This is a genomic window from Pectobacterium sp. CFBP8739 (assembly GCF_013449375.1).
Taxonomy (GTDB): domain Bacteria; phylum Pseudomonadota; class Gammaproteobacteria; order Enterobacterales; family Enterobacteriaceae; genus Pectobacterium.
In genome coordinates this window covers 97411-114763 of sequence record NZ_JACDRR010000019.1, presented here as the reverse complement: position 1 = coordinate 114763, position 17353 = coordinate 97411, and the positions used below count along the sequence as shown (strand labels likewise).

Annotated in this window: 19 protein-coding genes, 1 pseudogene and 1 CRISPR repeat array; of the genes and pseudogenes, 10 read left to right on the top strand and 10 right to left on the bottom strand. The window is 50.8% G+C overall.

Going from position 1 to position 17353, the window contains the following annotated elements; genetic code table 11:
- Positions 1–50 precede the first annotated feature (50 nt).
- Positions 51–567: a CRISPR direct-repeat array (repeat unit 29 nt; unit sequence GTGTTCCCCGCGCCAGCGGGGATAAACCG).
- Between the two features lie 20 nt (positions 568–587).
- Positions 588–863, bottom strand: a pseudogene (locus H0247_RS14510) (helix-turn-helix domain-containing protein); the annotation flags it as partial.
- Positions 860–1207, bottom strand: coding sequence for a type II toxin-antitoxin system RelE/ParE family toxin (locus H0247_RS14505; protein WP_180743167.1), 348 nt, complete (start codon positions 1205–1207; stop codon positions 860–862). The gene H0247_RS14505 and the pseudogene H0247_RS14510, both read right to left, overlap by 4 nt.
- Before the next feature lie 417 nt (positions 1208–1624).
- Here H0247_RS14505 and H0247_RS14500 point away from each other — a divergent pair, with 417 nt between their 5' ends.
- Positions 1625–2083: a hypothetical protein gene (locus tag H0247_RS14500; RefSeq protein WP_180743166.1), complete on the top strand. Its 459-nt coding sequence runs from the start codon at positions 1625–1627 to the stop codon at positions 2081–2083.
- A gap of 82 nt (positions 2084–2165) precedes the next feature.
- On the opposite strand, the gene H0247_RS14495 is transcribed toward H0247_RS14500, so the two are convergent.
- The gene (locus H0247_RS14495) at positions 2166–2366 is read right to left on the bottom strand and encodes a hypothetical protein (protein WP_255433984.1); all 201 of its coding nucleotides are present in this window, start codon (positions 2364–2366) and stop codon (positions 2166–2168) included.
- Between the two features lie 265 nt (positions 2367–2631).
- Between H0247_RS14495 and H0247_RS14490 the strand changes: the two genes are divergently transcribed.
- From H0247_RS14490 to H0247_RS14480, 3 genes are read left to right on the top strand one after another with little or no spacing between them, the layout of a single operon-like run.
- Positions 2632–3078 carry a helix-turn-helix domain-containing protein gene (locus H0247_RS14490; RefSeq protein WP_180743165.1) on the top strand — a complete coding sequence of 149 codons (447 nt, stop codon included), beginning with the start codon at positions 2632–2634 and terminating at the stop codon, positions 3076–3078.
- Between the two features lie 9 nt (positions 3079–3087).
- Positions 3088–3546: a YhbP family protein gene (locus H0247_RS14485; protein ID WP_180743164.1), complete on the top strand. Its 459-nt coding sequence runs from the start codon at positions 3088–3090 to the stop codon at positions 3544–3546.
- A 55-nt stretch (positions 3547–3601) separates the two neighbouring features.
- Positions 3602–4255, top strand: a complete 654-nt coding sequence (locus tag H0247_RS14480; RefSeq protein ID WP_180743163.1) for a hypothetical protein — start codon at positions 3602–3604, stop codon at positions 4253–4255.
- Between the two features lie 11 nt (positions 4256–4266).
- Here H0247_RS14480 and nrdG read toward each other — a convergent pair whose 3' ends face one another.
- The 5 genes from nrdG to pyrB all read right to left on the bottom strand — a co-directional run bounded on the left by nrdG (position 4267) and on the right by pyrB (position 9374).
- The gene (gene nrdG, locus H0247_RS14475) at positions 4267–4731 is read right to left on the bottom strand and encodes an anaerobic ribonucleoside-triphosphate reductase-activating protein (protein ID WP_180743162.1); all 465 of its coding nucleotides are present in this window, start codon (positions 4729–4731) and stop codon (positions 4267–4269) included.
- 81 nt (positions 4732–4812) lie between these two features.
- Entirely contained in the window at positions 4813–6951 is a 2139-nt protein-coding gene (gene nrdD, locus H0247_RS14470; RefSeq protein ID WP_180743161.1) for an anaerobic ribonucleoside-triphosphate reductase, read from the bottom strand.
- Positions 6952–7351: 400 nt separating this feature from the next.
- Positions 7352–7738 carry a 2-iminobutanoate/2-iminopropanoate deaminase gene (gene ridA, locus H0247_RS14465; protein WP_012773081.1) on the bottom strand — a complete coding sequence of 129 codons (387 nt, stop codon included), beginning with the start codon at positions 7736–7738 and terminating at the stop codon, positions 7352–7354.
- A gap of 220 nt (positions 7739–7958) precedes the next feature.
- Entirely contained in the window at positions 7959–8423 is a 465-nt protein-coding gene (gene pyrI, locus H0247_RS14460; RefSeq protein WP_180743160.1) for an aspartate carbamoyltransferase regulatory subunit, read from the bottom strand.
- 15 nt (positions 8424–8438) lie between these two features.
- Positions 8439–9374: an aspartate carbamoyltransferase gene (gene pyrB, locus H0247_RS14455; protein ID WP_180743159.1), complete on the bottom strand. Its 936-nt coding sequence runs from the start codon at positions 9372–9374 to the stop codon at positions 8439–8441.
- A 522-nt stretch (positions 9375–9896) separates the two neighbouring features.
- Here pyrB and H0247_RS14450 point away from each other — a divergent pair.
- The 3 genes from H0247_RS14450 to H0247_RS14440 all read left to right on the top strand — a co-directional run bounded on the left by H0247_RS14450 (position 9897) and on the right by H0247_RS14440 (position 12015).
- The gene (locus H0247_RS14450) at positions 9897–10361 is read left to right on the top strand and encodes a YhcH/YjgK/YiaL family protein (RefSeq protein WP_102117157.1); all 465 of its coding nucleotides are present in this window, start codon (positions 9897–9899) and stop codon (positions 10359–10361) included.
- A 300-nt stretch (positions 10362–10661) separates the two neighbouring features.
- Positions 10662–11345, top strand: coding sequence for a helix-turn-helix domain-containing protein (locus H0247_RS14445; protein ID WP_180743158.1), 684 nt, complete (start codon positions 10662–10664; stop codon positions 11343–11345).
- 4 nt (positions 11346–11349) lie between these two features.
- Positions 11350–12015 carry a PAS domain-containing protein gene (locus tag H0247_RS14440; RefSeq protein WP_180743157.1) on the top strand — a complete coding sequence of 222 codons (666 nt, stop codon included), beginning with the start codon at positions 11350–11352 and terminating at the stop codon, positions 12013–12015.
- A gap of 254 nt (positions 12016–12269) precedes the next feature.
- On the opposite strand, the gene argF is transcribed toward H0247_RS14440, so the two are convergent.
- The gene (gene argF, locus H0247_RS14435; protein ID WP_180743156.1) at positions 12270–13277 is read right to left on the bottom strand and encodes an ornithine carbamoyltransferase; all 1008 of its coding nucleotides are present in this window, start codon (positions 13275–13277) and stop codon (positions 12270–12272) included.
- Positions 13278–13438: 161 nt separating this feature from the next.
- On the opposite strand from argF, the gene rraB reads away from it, so the two are divergent.
- Positions 13439–13864, top strand: coding sequence for a ribonuclease E inhibitor RraB (gene rraB / locus H0247_RS14430; RefSeq protein WP_012773090.1), 426 nt, complete (start codon positions 13439–13441; stop codon positions 13862–13864).
- A gap of 117 nt (positions 13865–13981) precedes the next feature.
- On the opposite strand, the gene H0247_RS14425 is transcribed toward rraB, so the two are convergent.
- Positions 13982–14485, bottom strand: coding sequence for a GNAT family N-acetyltransferase (locus H0247_RS14425; protein ID WP_180743155.1), 504 nt, complete (start codon positions 14483–14485; stop codon positions 13982–13984).
- Positions 14486–14901: 416 nt separating this feature from the next.
- Between H0247_RS14425 and H0247_RS14420 the strand changes: the two genes are divergently transcribed.
- Together H0247_RS14420 and H0247_RS14415 are read left to right on the top strand one after the other, a co-directional pair.
- Positions 14902–16083, top strand: a complete 1182-nt coding sequence (locus H0247_RS14420; RefSeq protein WP_180743154.1) for a YjgN family protein — start codon at positions 14902–14904, stop codon at positions 16081–16083.
- Positions 16084–16099: 16 nt separating this feature from the next.
- Positions 16100–17137, top strand: a complete 1038-nt coding sequence (locus H0247_RS14415) for a M48 family metallopeptidase (protein ID WP_180743153.1) — start codon at positions 16100–16102, stop codon at positions 17135–17137.
- Positions 17138–17353: the final 216 nt, after the last annotated feature.

Sequence of the window (17353 nt, the reverse complement as noted above, 5' to 3'; positions counted from 1 at the left end):
CCAGCGGGGATAAACCGCGCTGCTTATGTTGCTAAATATCTACCGAATGCGTGTTCCCCGCGCCAGCGGGGATAAACCGAATATGTCTTATCATCACTGCGATAATTAACGGTGTTCCCCGCGCCAGCGGGGATAAACCGCACGAATGAGGGGAGCGATATCCCGACACTAGGTGTTCCCCGCGCCAGCGGGGATAAACCGTGTGTGATTGCTGGGGGCTGGTGACGCTGTATGTGTTCCCCGCGCCAGCGGGGATAAACCGTCCCCAGAACTGATGCTAGCAACTCCATCTTTGTGTTCCCCGCGCCAGCGGGGATAAACCGGCCATCTCATTTTTCACTACCGCATCAATATGGTGTTCCCCGCGCCAGCGGGGATAAACCGAAACAGCGAAAGAGGCGCGGCTGTACTCGTACGTGTTCCCCGCGCCAGCGGGGATAAACCGTTCAGTCATTATTTGATCCTTTTGATGATGGCGTGTTCCCCGCGCCAGCGGGGATAAACCGAAACACTGGTATACCCAGCTAACGTGGGTACAGTGTTCCCTGCGCCAGCGGGGAGCTTTAGATGTGGAATACTCGACCACCGCCGTCGGGTAGTTCAACCGTCAGGCTTAGCTTGCCGCCCATGGCTTCAATGTAACGCTTCAGCGTCGCCAGTTTCACATCGTTACCGCGTTGCTCAATCTGCGTGATGGAAGGCTGCTTCACTCCCATCACATCAGCTACCATTTTTTGTGAAAGCTGAAGTTCTTCCCTCAACATCTGTAAGCCTGTTTCCAGAATCATTTCATCGGCCATTTCTTTAATGCGAGACTGGCTTTCTGGTGATTGCTGCGCAATAAATTCTTTGAGCGTTTTCATGAGTGATTCCTCTTTGCCAGATGTTCGGTAAATTCATGATCCGCTGTGCGGATCATGCTGTCATAAAAGCGTTTGTCATTACTCTTATCGCCAGCACACAGCACAATAGCCTGACGTTCAGGGTCGAAAGCAAAGAAAGCACGAATAGGGCGCCCTTCATGTTGCACACGTAGTTCTTTCATATTGCGATAGCGTGAACCTTTCACACTGTCAGCATACGGACGTGGGAGCTGTGGACCATAAAACTCAAGGCACGTCAGGTCTGCTGCCATTTTTTCCTGTAAGGAAAGTTCTTGTTCCATCAACCATGCGGTAAATCGTTCTGTAAAAAACACTGTCCACATTGTCACGAGTCCATAATAAGCTATGACTTATATTATATAAGCCATAGCTTATTTTTCAATATGGCGGTCGTCTGTTGCCTTACTGACCAGCAAACCGCATTACGTTGTCACCTGTTTACACCAGAGGCATCCTTTCCGCATGAAAACCGAGCCACTCTCAATAAAATTGAGCGTATCTTTGCTGTGTTCCCCGCGCCAGCGGGGATAAACCGAAGACAGGCCAATATAGCCAATGTGCCAGCCCGCCCTTGTTGCATGTTGGTCTAAATATCTCCCGCACGGGAGCAAATCCCGCCTCTGGCTGGCGCGCTGGGGGATTGCGTGTCAGTATTAAAGCACACCATTTTTGCACTCACCGTCACGGTGAGGCGCTATGCCAATGATTTTGTCTTCCATACGTTACCGTAAGGAGGTGATATGAAAATTGAAGCCGCAGAGTCGTCCGTTTTTGCCAGCCAGCAGGTGATGGCGAAGCGTTCGACAGAGCATGCAGAGAAAGCGGCGCTATCCGAACAGCTTCAGTCTTATCAGGCGGGCAGCGGTGCCGTTCCTGCCGGTGAGACGACGCGGTATGACTTCACCCGCATTAGCCCAGCCGAGCTGTATGAAACGGTAGAAGGCCTTGTCAGCAGCGGAAGAATGGGGCGTGAAGAAGGTTCCGCACTGCTGGGGCTTATTTCGTCGCCACGAGAGAATGTCGGCAGTGTGCCGCCTTCCAATGTGTTCCAGCCGATTAATGTTTTCGACACCATTCAGCAAGGTGTCGCGGGCGCCTCATCCCGCAGCGAAGTGCAAAATACCGAAAGTCTGCAACGTGCGGCAGAGGCGTTGAACCGCTTTCAGGGGCAGGTTTCCAGCATCAGCGTTTACGTCTAGCGCATGTCGGCACGCCGTAGTCCGGTGATGTTTCTCTCTCCCCACATTTGCGGGGATAGTTGTTTTATACTTTGCGCCTCGTTCAGCGTGGGATCTGCGCTTTGATTTCCGTCAGCAGCGTCAGCGTGCTTTCGGGCGAGAAGCCCTGTTGCGGCAGCGCTTCATCAAAACGTGCCAGCGCGGCGAGGGCAGCGGCATCGGGAAAAACCCGATGCTGTGCAGTCTCAGCCAGATAGCGTCGGCCACGCTCGTCGGCATCAGCCAGTAACGTCAGTTCACTCATGTTTTTTCCCTTATCAAGAATCGTTGTGCCGTTATCAGGCTGTCAGTTGCGGCGCAGTGCTGTAAAGATCGCCTTCGGTGACGGATGACGTGGTATGAATAGGGCTGGTTTTCATAATATTCGCTTTCACTACTCATTTTCGGTTTCAAAATAAAACCACTTGAAGCATAAATACTCTGGTTTTATTCTGCAACCAAAAAACGTGCGGTCAGTTTTCCGTCTGTGGGTAAGGCAGGATGAACAGGAAAAAGGGGAGTAAGTATTCATGGTGAAACGCAAAAGTCTGAAAGAGGATGCGTGTCCCGTCGCCCGTGCGCTGGATGTGGTTGGCGATCGCTGGGCGTTGCTGATTATCCGCGATGCCTTCGACAATCGCCGCCGTTTCGGCGATTTTCAGCGCAGTTTGGGGGTTGCTAAAAATATTCTTACCGACCGTCTGCGTACTCTGGTTGAGGAAGGCATTTTGTCTGTTCAGCCTGTTTCCGAAAGCTCGGCCTATCAGGAATATGTCCTGACGCCAAAAGGTGAACAGCTATTCCCGCTCGTCGTGGCGCTACGTCAGTGGGGGGAACAGCAGCTGTTCGCGGAGGGAGAACCGCACTCCCTGCTATTGGATAAACACACCGGCCAGCCTCTGCAAGCCATGTTGCCGCATTCTGCGGAAGGGCTGTTAGTGGTCGGGCAGGATACGTTCGTTCAGAAAGTGGATTGAGGCAGCGTAATGCAGAAAAAACTGAGAGAAACAGGTAGCGATCTTGAGGCAATCTCCCGCTATTTGAAGAAGTTGCACGTACTAACGTTATGCGTGGGTGAAAATTCGGAATTATGGTGTGCGAGTTGCTTCTATACTTATGACGATCAACAGATAGCCTTCTATCTCATGACGGAGTTGCAGACGCGCCACGGAGAAATAATGGCAAGGCTGCCGCAGGTGGCGGGTACGGTGAGCGGCCAGCCTAAGAATGTGATGCTGATTAAAGGCGTGCAGTTTCTGGCGCAAGCGGTGCAGTTGGAAGGGGATGACGCGCAGCAGGCCAGAGCGCGTTATAACACGCGTTTCCCTATCGCTCGGGCATCGCAAGCGCCGATTTGGCGGCTCGATCTGACAGAAATCAAAATGACGGACAATACGTTGGGCTTTGGTAAGAAACGCCACTGGCAGCGGAATGAGCACAGATAACAGCAGCAACATCAAGAGATGGGAAAGTGAAAGACGCAGAGTAAGGGGTAAACCGATGAGCCGAGTCTTGTTATTAGGGGCAACGGGGTTAGTGGGGCACGAGTTGTTAGAGCTGTTGAAAGCCAATAATCGGGTAGAGACGATCTATGCGCCAACCCGTAAGCCACTGGCACTGTCAGAGAAAGTGGTCAATCCGCACGATCCCGATCTGTCTGCCGCGCTGGCGCAATTGGCCGATCCTGTCGATATCGCATTTTGCTGCCTGGGATCGACGCTAAAGACGGCAGGCAGTAAGCAGGCCTTCCGCTATGTGGATTACACGCTGGTGGTGGAAGGATCAAAGGTAGCGCTAGCGCTAGGCGCGACGCACCTGTTGGTGGTTAGTGCGTTGAGCGCGAGTGCGACGTCGCCTTTCTTCTATTCACGCGTGAAGGGGGAAGCGGAAAGATCGCTGCGTCAGCAAGGCTGGCAACATCTGACCTTGGCGCAGCCGTCGATGCTGCTGGGGGAAAGGGAAGACAGTCGCCCGTTAGAAAGCCTAGCCGCTCCACTGTTCCGCCTGTTCCCAGCAAAGTGGCGAGCCATTGAAGGAAAAACAGTTGCACAGGCATTGCTGAATCAGGCGTTCTCACCCGAACCCAAAGCGCGTGTTACCGTGCTGGAATCCGATCAATTACGGTCATTGGGCAAGCCGCAACCGCTTCAGTAGTCGCCTATCGGTCATCGCAAATGGTGGACAACCTGATTGCTGCTGCCGCGCCAAATCAGTGCGGGATCTTTCAGATCTTGCACAAATTTTCCATCGACTAAGACGTTGATGAGATCGACCACCCGCAGTTGCTCCGGCGTCAGTTCTGCCAGCACGTAGCCTGTCCACACCCAGATATCTTTGCCTGGGCACTCCGCGCGTATTCGTTCGACCAGCTTCAGGATGTCAGGCACATTCTGTGGATGAAGCGGATCGCCGCCAGACAACGAAATTCCCTGTCGTGGGATCACCGTATCCCGAAGATCGGCGATGATCCGATCTTCCTGTTCCTGCGTAAACGGCTGGCCGGAATTCAGTCGCCAGGTGCTTTTGTTGTAGCACCCCACGCATTCATGCACGCAGCCAGCGACAAACAGCGTGCAGCGGGTGCCGGGGCCGTTGACGACATCAACGGGATAATACTGGTGGTAATTCATACTGTAGAGCCCATGTTATGAAGCGGGCGCGTGTTGACGGTGCCGCGAAAGGTGGGCCGCATCGCGGCGGCCCGAAAGGGATTACCCCAGTTGACCGTTGCCCAGATGTTTAATCCGGCGCTTAACTTCTTCCTGTTTACCGGCGTTGAATGGACGTGCATCCGGACTGCCGAGATAGCCGCACACGCGGCGCGTGACGGAAACGCGTGCCGAATCATGGTTGCCGCATTTCGGGCAGGTGAAGCCTTTGCTGGTGCACTCGAATTCACCGGTGAAGCCACACTCGTAGCATTCGTCAATCGGCGTGTTGGTGCCGTAGTAAGGCACGCGGCTGTAGCTGTAATCCCATACGTCTTCCAACGCTTTGAGGTTGTGTTGCAGGTTCGGGTATTCGCCGTAGCAAATGAATCCGCCGTTAGCCAACGGCGGATAGGGCAGCTCGAAGTCGATTTTCTGGTAAGGGTTCACCTTCTTCTCCACATCGAGGTGGAAACTGTTGGTGTAATACCCTTTGTCCGTCACCCCTTGCACAACGCCAAACTCGGCGGTATCCAGACGGCAGAAGCGATCACACAGGTTTTCGCTCGGTGTGCTGTACAGGCTGAAGCCGTAACCCGTTTCCTCTTTCCACTGCTCGGTGGCGGCTTTCAGGCGAGTGATGATGGCCACGGCTTTGGCACGTAGCGCCTCGTCATCAAACACGTGTGTTTGGTCACCGAAGAGCGCGTTAATCGTTTCATGCACGCCGATATAGCCCAGCGAAATGGAGGCGCGTCCGTTCTTGAAGATATCCGCAATGCTGTCGTCCGCTTTTAAACGTACGCCACAGGCACCTTCCATATACAGGATGGGGGCAACGCGGGCTTTCACGTTTTCCAGCCGCGCAATACGCGTCATCAGGGCTTTCTTCGCCAGCGTCAGACGCTGGTCGAGCAGTGTCCAGAAACGGTCTTCATTGCCTTCGGCCTCCAGCGCAATGCGCGGCAGATTCAGGCTGATCACACCTAAGTTATTGCGGCCGTCGTGAATCTGCTGGCCGTTTTCTTCATAAACGCCGAGGAAGCTGCGGCAGCCCATTGGCGTTTTGAACGATCCGGTGACGCTCACGACTTGTTCGTAGTTCAGGATATCTGGGTACATGCGCTTGCTGGCGCACTCCAGCGCAAGCTGTTTGACATCGTAATTCGGATCGCCTGCTTTATGGTTTAAGCCATCGCGAATCGCAAAGACCAGTTTCGGGAACACCGCTGTTTTGTGGTTTTTACCCAGCCCAGCAATGCGATTGCGCAGGATAGATTCCTGAATCAGACGCGATTCCCAACTGACGCCGAGCCCGAAGCCAAAGGTGACAAACGGCGTCTGGCCGTTAGCGGTGTGCAGCGTGTTAACTTCGTATTCCAGTGACTGAAAAGCGTCGTAACACTCTTTTTCCGTGCGAGTCAGGGCGTAGTTGTCTGCATCTGGAATCTGCCACTCTTCCGCTACGGCTTTATGTTTCGCATGGCTGGCGGTGACAAACGGCGCCAGAATTTCATCAATGCGGTTGATCGTGGTGCCGCCATAAATGTGGCTGGCGACCTGCGCGATAATCTGCGCGGTGACGGCGGTCGCAGTGGAGATCGACTTCGGCGGCTCAATCTCCGCATTACCCATTTTGAAGCCGTTGGTCAGCATGCCATTCAGGTCGATCAGCATACAGTTAAACATCGGGAAGAAGGGCGAATAGTCGAGGTCGTGATAGTGAATCTCGCCGCGCTCGTGCGCCAGCACCACATCACGCGGCAGAATGTACTGCTTGGCGTAATGCTTGGCGACGATACCCGCCAGCAGATCGCGCTGGGTGGGAATGACTTTACTGTCTTTGTTGGCGTTCTCGTTCAGCAGCGCTATGTTGCTCTGCTCGACCAGACCGCGAATTTCCTGATTCAGCCGACCGTGGCGTTCACGCGCGATGTCTCTGTCGTGGCGGTATTCGATGTAGGTACGTGCCAGCTGCTTGTAATTGCCGGACATCAGCAGGTTTTCGACCGCGTTCTGAATATCGCGGATATCCACGCGCGATTTATCTTGCATTTGTTGAGCGACCGCACAGGCCACAGTTGCGCAGTAGTCTGCATCATTGACACCGGCCGCATGTGCCGCGCGCTCGACCGCCTCTTTGATACGCACTTCATCAAAAGGCACCTGGCAACCGTCCCGTTTAATCACTACTGGTTTCACGTTTTTTTCCTCTGGAAAGGTTATCCACAGGCGAAAACCGTAACTGACAAGGGTTACAGAGGGCTGTGGATGATATTGTGGATAAGCACTACATATGGGTCGTGTTTATAGGATAGGCACTATATATTGAAATTGCGTAGGGGTGTTTACGCTTTTATCGCCCCAAAATTGATATAGAGCAAAGAAATCTTCATGTCGGAGGGAATTTGAACCTGTGCAAAAAATAGTCAAGAAAGGCAGTGGGAGCGAGAAGGCTTGCTACATGCGGGCTGGCAGATTCTTGTCTGTTTTTTGACCTGAAAAGGGATTGGTAATAGCGATAATGTTGTGGTGGTGAAAGAAAGAACAGAAAAAAGCGCACGGGTTATCGTGCGCTTTTAGGGGAGAGTCATGCCGATAATTAGCGACGAACGGCGATCGCTTCGATTTCGATTTTCACGTCTTTTGGCAGGCGTGCAACTTCAACGCAAGAGCGAGCAGGGAACGGGGCATCGTGCTCGTTGAAGAAGGCTTCATAGGCGGTATTCACTAGGGTGAAGTCGTGCAGATCTTTCACAAATACCGTGGTTTTCACGATATCGGAAACTTTCAAGCCAGCAGCTTCCACAATTGCCTGTACGTTTTCCAGCGACTGGCGCGTCTGCGCGGTGATGTTATCTGCCACCAGACCGCTTTTTGGGTTCACCGGAATCTGGCCGGACGTGATGATCATGCTGCCGAGGTCGACGCCCTGAACATAAGGGCCGATGGCGGCAGGGGCGTGCTCAGTGCTGATAGTACGTGACATGGTATCTCCTTGATGGGGGCGTAAAAGGAACGCGGACGTAGAATGCCAGCCACTCAAGCATGGATTTAGGGGAAACACGGTGATGAGGTTCCCGTAGGGATGCCTCACGCCGTGGTCGCCCCAGTATCTCGATCCTTAAATGATCGGCATTACGCGGACGCAGCCATTATTCAAAAAAGCCCCGCCGCAGGCAATGTCCATCGCGGGGCAAAACAGAAAACTAGCGATCTTGCAGCACGGCCTGACGCTCAAACTCTTTCTCGCAGTATTTACACTTCAGGTGAACGTCTCCATCGCGCTGTTTAACGCTGAACGACGATGACACCGGTTCGCTACGGCTGATGCAGTTGCTGTTCGGGCAGGTGAGCACGCCGGTAATGTGATCTGGCAGCGTTGGCACCAGTTTGCGCACCACGTCATAGTCATCAATCTGATTGACGGTCGCCTGCGGTGCGTAGATCGCCAACTGGTTCGCTTGCTCTTCGGTCAGGAAGATATTTTCGATCTTGATCAGATCTTTGCGCCCAAGGTGGTTGGACGGCAAATTCAGGCCGATGGTGATGCGCTGGTCTGTCGCGGTGAGTTTAAACAGCGTCAGCAGTTTAAAACCCACTTGTGCAGGAATGTGGTCGATCACCGTGCCACGTTTGATCGCTTCAACCTGTAATTTATTATCGTGTGTCATGATGGTTTCTTCCTCTTACAGAACCAGTTCGCGATTCAGGACCAGCGCCAGCAGCGCCTGACGGGCGTAAATACCGTTGCCTGCCTGTTGGAAATAATAGGCGTAGGGCGTGGCATCCACATCAATGGTGATCTCATCGACGCGCGGCAGCGGGTGCAGCACTTTCAAATTCGGGCGGGCGCTGTGCAGGTCAGCCGCACGCAGGACAAACTGGGATTTGATGTTGATGTATTCGGACGGATCCAGACGCTCTTTTTGCACGCGCGTCATGTACAGAATATCCAGCTCGCCGACGACGTCGTCGATGCTGTTGTGCAGGCTGTAAGCAATATTCTTCTCTTTCAGCATGCTCAGGATGTAGTCCGGCATCGCCAGTGCGTCCGGGGCGATGAAGTAGAAGCGGTTGCCTTCAAACTTCGCCAGCGCCTGCGTGAGTGAATGCACGGTGCGGCCGTATTTCAAATCACCGACCATCGCGATATTGATGTTGTTCAGCCGCCCCTGCGTTTCCTGAATGGTGAACAAATCGAGCAGCGTCTGCGTGGGGTGCTGGTTCGCGCCGTCGCCAGCGTTCAGTACCGGAATACCGTTGGAGAACTCGGTCGCAAGGCGGGACGCGCCTTCCTGCGGATGACGCATCACGATGGCATCCACGTATTGGCCGATCACGGAGATGGTGTCGGCCAACGTTTCGCCTTTTTTCCCCAGCGACGTGTTGTTGCTGTCGGCGAAGCCGACGACGGAGGCGCCGAGGCGATGCATCGCGGTTTCAAAAGACAAACGCGTCCGAGTGGAGGCCTCGAAGAAACAGCTGGCAATCACTTTATGCTTTAACAGCTCAGGCTGAGGCTTGGCTTTCAGGCTGGCGGCGACGCGCAGCGCCAGTTCCAAATCTTCCCGACTGAGGTCGTTAATCGAAATAATATGTTTTTGATAGAGCGGATTGACCATGGTGTCTTTCTCCTCACGAGTAAACAGGAAATATCGTATCTGGCTGCCCGAGCTGTCGGCAAAAAAATGCCTGAACGCGTTTTGATGCCACAAAACGATGACCTGAAAGGGCATCGTCGTGGACGATAGGGCACAAAAAAAAGCCCCTCATTGAGGGGCTTTCTTAATGGAATGATTGAGCAACGGAAAGGAAAACGCTGGCTGGCTGCCGGATGGCAGTTGTGGTTGAGAACCAACATAAGCAGCGGATTTTTTGGCGTAACAGTGCATGACCCCTCCCAGCAAACTGTCGGGAATTATACGCGCCGACTAGGCTATTTCAAGCAGAAAACGTGGTTTTTTACGCATCGCAATCGGTTGCGGATAGGGTGTGGACTGCATAACGCTTGCAGGTGGAAGGCGGTCGATGGGGAAGAGTGATGGGCAGTTCACTTTTTCGTATTAACGCGCTGGCGGGCGTCACATTTGGAGAGTATAAGGATTATAAAACAGAGTTTCATTTTTTCTATCAACGAGGTTTTTATGATCACTGGCAATGTCCACCACCTTGAACTGGTTCCTTATCTGCCTGCCAAACTGCGTGAAGCAATTGAATACGTGAAGAAAAACATTACGGCGGATACCCCGCTGGGCAAGCATGATATTGAGGGCAACAGCGTGTTTGTGCTGATCTCCAACGACAGCACCGATCTGCTGGAAAAACGCCGCGCTGAGTATCACGCCAAATATCTGGACATTCAGATTGTGCTGTCCGGTGTGGAAGGAATGACGTTCAGTAATCTGCCTGCGGGCAAGCCGGATACCGATTGGCTGGCGGATAAAGACATTGCTTTCCTGCCCGCGGGCGAGCAGGAAAAGCAGTTTGTGATGCAGGAAGGGGATTTTGTCGTCTTCTTCCCAGGGGAAGTGCATAAACCGCTGTGTGCCGTTGGTGAACCCGCTCACGTGCGCAAAGCCGTGGTGAAAATCGACGCGTCGCTGGTGTAAAATAACTGTAAACAATAACAGGCCGAATTTATTCATTCGGCCATTGGCCATTCCTCATTGTTCTATGATGGAAAAATTGTTCTATGATGGAAAAATGCCAGCCTGCTTTTAACCGGCTGGCATTACTCAGAAAATGACTTTCTCGCTAGAAAATCACATTATCTTTCGTTTAAATTATGTAGAATGTTTCCCTGGTATTGGCCTGTCACAGACTTTTTATTCTATTTTCATTTTTATAAACAGGTACATATCAAGTATGACATTTTTTATGTAGGGTAAATTTAATGTAGGGATGCACTGATGGACAAAATTACATTACCTGAACGATTAATCACAATGTTCGAAAACGATCCTCTCGTCGGGTGGGCAATAAAAGACAAAAACTCCAGTTTTGTTTATGTTAATAACACTTTTAAAACCTGGCAAACTATATCAACGAGTTATAATTATGAAGGCTTAAATATCAGGGATATTCCTGTTCCTGTCGCCGAGTTCTCAGACATTTTTAACCAGCAGGAACGAGAGATAGAGCGTACAGGGAAAGCGGTGAGAGCCATTACAACTCATATCCAAGGCAGGGAAAAAATAATGCAACCTGCCTATAATGTTCAAGAACCGATCTATGATGAAAATCACAACTGTATAGGCACAGTTATCAGCGTCAGACATGTTAGGATCATCACGCCGACCTCGTTGCTAAATGGCACAATAATGCAACATTCCACCTTCGAGCCCCCCTCTAAAATATTTACGGAGAAGGAATGGGAGGTTATTTACCTACTAGTCTGCGGGATGATGCTTAAAGATATAAGCAGCATTCTCTCAATCACCGTCGATGCCGTTAACAGTAGGCTCCGAAGCTGTTATAGAAAAACAGGGTTGAATTCACTATCAGGCTTAAAGGAATACTGTAAAGATAACAAATTTGATAACTACATCCCGCCGTTCTTTCTGAAAAAAGGACATATCATTATTAGAGGATAACCTGATGGAACCAGATTTGACTCCTGTTGAGTATTACTTTGAACACTCGTTGTTTGGTTGGGCTATAAAGGACGGAAACTCTCGGTATATTTATGGAAACAAAAGGGTATGTCAGTATTTTGGCGTAACAGAAAATAAGCTTTTAGGCTGTCTCGATACTGATTTAATACCCGATGTCAGTGAGCATTACGGCCATATACTGTATGACGATAAAAAAATATTGGCCACACATGAAATGAGCATCGTCCTCAAAACATTTGATTACGGAAGACAAAATCGACTCAGGTCTTTTTTGGTTGAAAAGCGTCCTTGGCGGTTCAATGATGGGTATGACGGTATTATTTGTACTTACATAGAAATAACCAATATTTACTTTTCAACCTTTCTTCTGTCATGCGAAAGGAAGCCTTTTGTATTCACCCGGCCAGCAAATATTTTTACGGACAAAAAGTGGGAAGTCGTTCTTTTGCTGCAATGTGGGGTGAAGCAGAATAGTATTCCGGACATACTCGGTATAAGTTCTTCAACGCTTCGTAACAGGATAACGCGCTGCTGTGACAAAACAGGTGTGGCCAACAGCACCGCCTTGATCCAACACTGTAGCCAAAAGGGATGGGATAACTACATTCCCCCTTTCTTTCTGATAAAAGGACACGTGTCGGTTGCCTAAAAGACTGGGTTTCTGGCTTCTCATGTCAAAAATGACGGGAAGAGATTCTAAGCCAAACTAAAGATCACACTCTTTCCCTACTGCCGAGTCATTAAGGATCAAGTAAACGATCCAACGGTTGTGTAAGAATCCGAAAACGCGCCTTGTTTTCGGATTTTTATATACTTGTCTTAAGAGATAAAGGGCTGTCCCGCCTCTAACCTGTTTTTAAACACATCGATCCGTTTTTAAAGACATCAGAGGCAGGTTAAATATTAATCTTGTACCAGCGTGGCGACCATCACCGCTTTAATGGTGTGCATGCGGTTTTCCGCCTGATCGAACACGATGCTGTGCGCGGATTCAAAGACCTCATCCGTGACTTCCATTCCACCGTGCAGACCATACTGTTCCGCCATTTGTTGGCCCATAGTCGTCTGATCGTCGTGGAAAGCGGGCAGGCAGTGCAGGAATTTCACCTGAGGATTACCCGTCGCGGCGATCATCGCCATGTTTACCTGATACGGCTTCAGCAGCGCGATACGCTCCTGCCAGGTTTCTTTCGGTTCTCCCATGGAAACCCAGACGTCGGTATAAATGAAATCTGCGCCCGCAACGCCAGCGGCGATATCTTCCGTCAGCGTGATACTACCGCCGGTTTTTTCTGCCGCTGCCTGACACTCCGCGACCAGACCGGCATCCGGCCAGCAGGCTTTTGGCGCGACAAGGCGTAAATCCAGCCCAGTCAGTGCCGCCGCTTCCAACATGGTATTGCCCATGTTGTTACGCGCATCACCCACGTAAACGAGCGTCATCTCTGACAGCGGTTTACCCGGTAAATGCTCCTGCATCGTCAGCAGATCCGCCAGCAACTGTGTAGGGTGGAATTCGTTCGTCAGCCCGTTCCAGACCGGCACGCCTGCGTATTGCGCCAGCGTTTCGACAATGTGTTGGCCGTAGCCGCGATATTGAATGCCGTCGTACATTCTTCCCAGTACGCGAGCGGTATCTTTGATGGACTCTTTATGGCCGATTTGGCTGCCGCTTGGGCCGAGATAGGTCACTTGCGCACCCTGATCGTATGCAGCAACTTCGAAAGAGCAGCGAGTACGAGTCGAATCTTTTTCGAAGATGAGTGCGATGTTTTTACCTTGCAGGCGGCGGACTTCTGTCCCGTTTTTTTTATCGGCTTTCAGTTTCGTTGACAGGGCTAAAAGATTGGCAATTTCTGCGGGTGTAAAATCCATTAACCTTAAAAAATGACGCTTGTAGAACGGTTGCATGATGTACCTCTCCATGTGGCTCAACACCATTGGTTGAATTAAAATTCACTTTATATGTGTAATTATTCAAATTCAAGTGGTGATATCAAACTTTGTGGTGGAGCAAGCCGCAGGGCTGTGGGACAATAAGCACTATTACGTCGATTAATGAGGACTGAGGCATGGCAAACCGCGAATTACTGGAAGAACAACGGGAAGAGACACGCCTGATCATTGAAGAACTGCTGGATGATGGCAGCGATCCTGACGCGCTCTATACCATTGAACACCATTTCTCTGCTGAGAAGTTTGAAGTGTTGGAAAAAGTCGCCGTAGAAGCCTTCAAGCTGGGCTATGAAGTGACGGATGCGGAAGAGCTGGAAGTGGAAGATGGCGTGTTGTTGATGTGTTGTGATGCCATCAGTGAAGTTGCGCTCAATGCGGAACTGATCGACGCACAGGTAGAACAACTGCTGGCGCTGGCAGAACGCCACGGTGTGAATTACGACGGGTGGGGCACCTACTTCGAAGATCCAGATGGTGAAGGCGAAGAAGACGGGGATGATGAAGATTTTTATGATGAAGATGATGACGGCAAGCGCCACTAATTATTGAGTCATTAACTCGAAATAACACGCCTCACTGAAAACGCCGCCGGAACATCCTGCGGCGTTTTTTATTCGTTATGACAGCGCGCGATGCGTGATTACTGTATCTTAAGCCGATTACAGAACCTTCAGCATCGTCACTTCACAATCGGTATGGCCCGTATTGCCCATTGAGTGCGGAATCAGCTCGAAGCCCAGCGATTCATACAGTCGGATTGCACTGGTCAGGTGGCCGGTTGTTTCCAGATAGCAGCGGCGAAAGCCGTGCTGACGTGCAAAATCAAGCGCCTGTATCGCTAACTGACGCGCCAGTCCTTTGCCTCGCGCGATGGGCAGGAAATACATTTTCTGCAATTCACACACATCGTCTTCACCCGCGACCAGTGGCGCAATACCGCCGCCGCCAACCACGCAGCCTTCATATTCAATCACCCAGTAGGCGCTTTGCGGCTGGCTATAGAGGGCAAACAGCGCGTCCAGATTGGGATCGGAAACGGTGTAGCCTTTATCGGCCGTCAAACCAAATTCGGCTGAAACCTGACGAATGACCTGAGCGATAGCAGCATCGTCTCGCGCGGTGATGGGGCGTACCTGAAGATTGGCGGAGGTCGCGGTTGTCATAATACGTACTCTTGCTCTTACGGTTTACGAGGGGAATGATTCTGGTCGATTGTAATACCATTTCAAGCCACATTGATGCAACGCCTATCCCCGTTCTTCCTGCTGTGTTTTGAATAGTCTCTGTGGTGACTGTAGTTGCCCACACTAACGCGACAGCATTTTCTACTGTTAACGTCGTAGCATGACATCCTGAAGCTCGAATTATCTAAGATATAAGTAAAATTTCCTGCAATATCTCAGGATATAAATATTTATCTGCACTATTTCCTTGCTATTTATAAGGCTATATAGTTGTTTAATTACTGTTAACTTTTATTGTTGTCGTTAACAAGACGTGCTTAAATAAACTGCTTTTTGCATGCCAGTAACGCTTTTAATCGCTTTATTAGGCTTATTTCTTTTAGGACGAAAGGTTTATGACAATCAATACTTCAGAAAATAGCACGCAGCATCGCGTGCAGTTTCATGGTAAGGCTGGGGAATATTTTGCAATTTGGCTGGTGAATGCGTTATTAACGGTCATCACTCTGGGAATTTATTCTGCCTGGGCTACCGTACGTCGCCGCCGTTATTTCTACGGTAACACGGAAATTAACGGTGACCGTTTTGATTACCATGCAGATCCCATTCAGATTCTCAAAGGGCGTTTGCTGGTTATCGCTGGAATCATTCTGTTTTATATCATATTGGCGATATCACCCACGCTCGGTACTATTATCGCACTGGCATTTGCGGCATTGATTCCAGTTATCGTGATCCGTAACTGGCGTTATAACGCCATTATGTCCAGCTACCGTGGTGTCCGTTTTAACTATCATTGCCAGACGGGACGTGCGTATTGGGTGTTGCTGCTTTGTCCTATTCTGCTGCTGCTGGCGTTTTATGCCGTATTGGCTGTAGCACTGTTGATTGGCTCGCAGAGCGATAGTCCGATTCTGATTGGATTCATTGTGTTGGCCGTTGCTATTCCGGGGTTTGCCGCGGTGAATGGCATCATGAAAATGATGCAGCTCGATCTCTATGTTAATAACCTGTTCTTCGGCAAAACAGCGTTTAAAGCGGAATTGGCAAAAGCGGCATTTATTAAGTTCGCTCTGATTAGCCTGCTGATTTTTGTTCCTTTCCTGATCGCATCGCTGTCATTCATGAGCTCCTTCTTTTTCACGCTGTTCCAAACGATTATGATGGGCGGCGGCAATGAGGATCTCGTACTGATGATGCTGTTGAGCAACGTCTTCAATATGGTCATGATGTTCGTCGTGGCGCTGCTGGGCGCGCTGGTTTCCAGCAGCTATCTGGTGGTCGCGCAACGTAACTATCTGTTTAATCAGACATCGCTGATTGGCGGTGTGAAACTGCACTCCTCCATGCAAACGCTGTCTTACATGGGGCTGCTGATTACCAATAGCTTGATCACTATTTTCTCTTTGGGTTGGGCTGCACCGGTGGCAGAGATTCGTCATGCACGCTATATCGCCAATGCGACGGCGGTTGAAGGTGATCTCGAACTGCTGCACGTTCAGGCACATCAGGACACAGCAAACAGCGCACTGGCCGAAGAAGCTGTGCAGGCGCTTGATTTGGGTGTTGGCCTGTAAGCTATAAGGCAGGAATATGAATATTGAGGGGCATTATCAATACCCCGGATTGGCGGCCCGCGTGGCCGCTTCTCTTCATTTAGCGGACAACGGTTCGATGATGGTGCTGAACACCGGGTCATCGAACACGACATTTGCACTGGAACAGGTCACGGTTTCCGATGCGCTGGGTTCCATCCCTCTGACACTTACGTTTCCCGACGGTGGCCGCTTTGTGCCTGCCGACGATCCCACTTTTCGTACGTGGTATTCCGCACGCCGCCGTCCGGGGCTTGTCCATCGTCTGGAGCGCCATAAGCGCGGTGTTATTCTCACGCTGTTCGCCACGATCTTGATAGTCATAAACTACGTGTACGTGGTGCTACCGTGGGCGAGTTCCGCGCTAGCGCTACGCATTCCTACCGTTATCGAGCAGCAACTGGGACAAAATACGCTGACGCTGTTGCGGCACAGTGATTTTGCGCCTTCTAAGTTGCCTGTTGAGCGCCAGCAGGCGATGCAAACGCTGTTTCAGCAAGTTATGCCGCCTGATATGCGGGAAGATAAAACGCCGCTGCGCCTGGAGATCATGTCTGCGCCGATCGGGCCGAATGCCTTTATGTTGGCGGATGGCACGCTGATTATCAGCGATGATCTGGTGACATTGGCGAAAAATGATAATGAATTGGCTGCGGTGATGCTGCATGAAATGGGGCACCACGCCTATCGCCACCCAATGCGCATGGTCGTGCGTTCATCGCTGGTATCGCTGACATTCATGTGGATGACGGGAGATGTTAGTGGCATAGGGGATACCTTGTTGCAGTCTGCTGCTTTCATCAACGAGATGCAGTTCTCCCGAGATATGGAACGAGAAGCCGATGCATGGGCAATAGCAGAAATGCAGCAACAAGGGCGTTCGTTACAGTCGATGCAGGCGATGTATCAGGCTTTGGTTACTAACGACCGCAGCCATGATGAAGTGGAATCGCTGGATTTGCCTGACTGGCTGAGTACGCATCCAGATATGGATGAGCGGCTGAAAGCGATTGAAAGAGAGATGGATAGGCACTAATTCCCAGCTCTCGCTTCTTAACCCTGTTTTTTTACTCCTGTCTTATATCGATCGTGCGTGGGTGTACCGCGCACGATACCCTTCCTGTTAGAAAAATGAGCGAAAAATCTTCTTTTTGCTGTTTTTGTGTAGGCCTATTTGAGATTGAAAGTATGAGCAACGAGGTAAGGCACTTAGGCAGGAATGCGTTAAATATCATCCTATTAAAAAATTCAT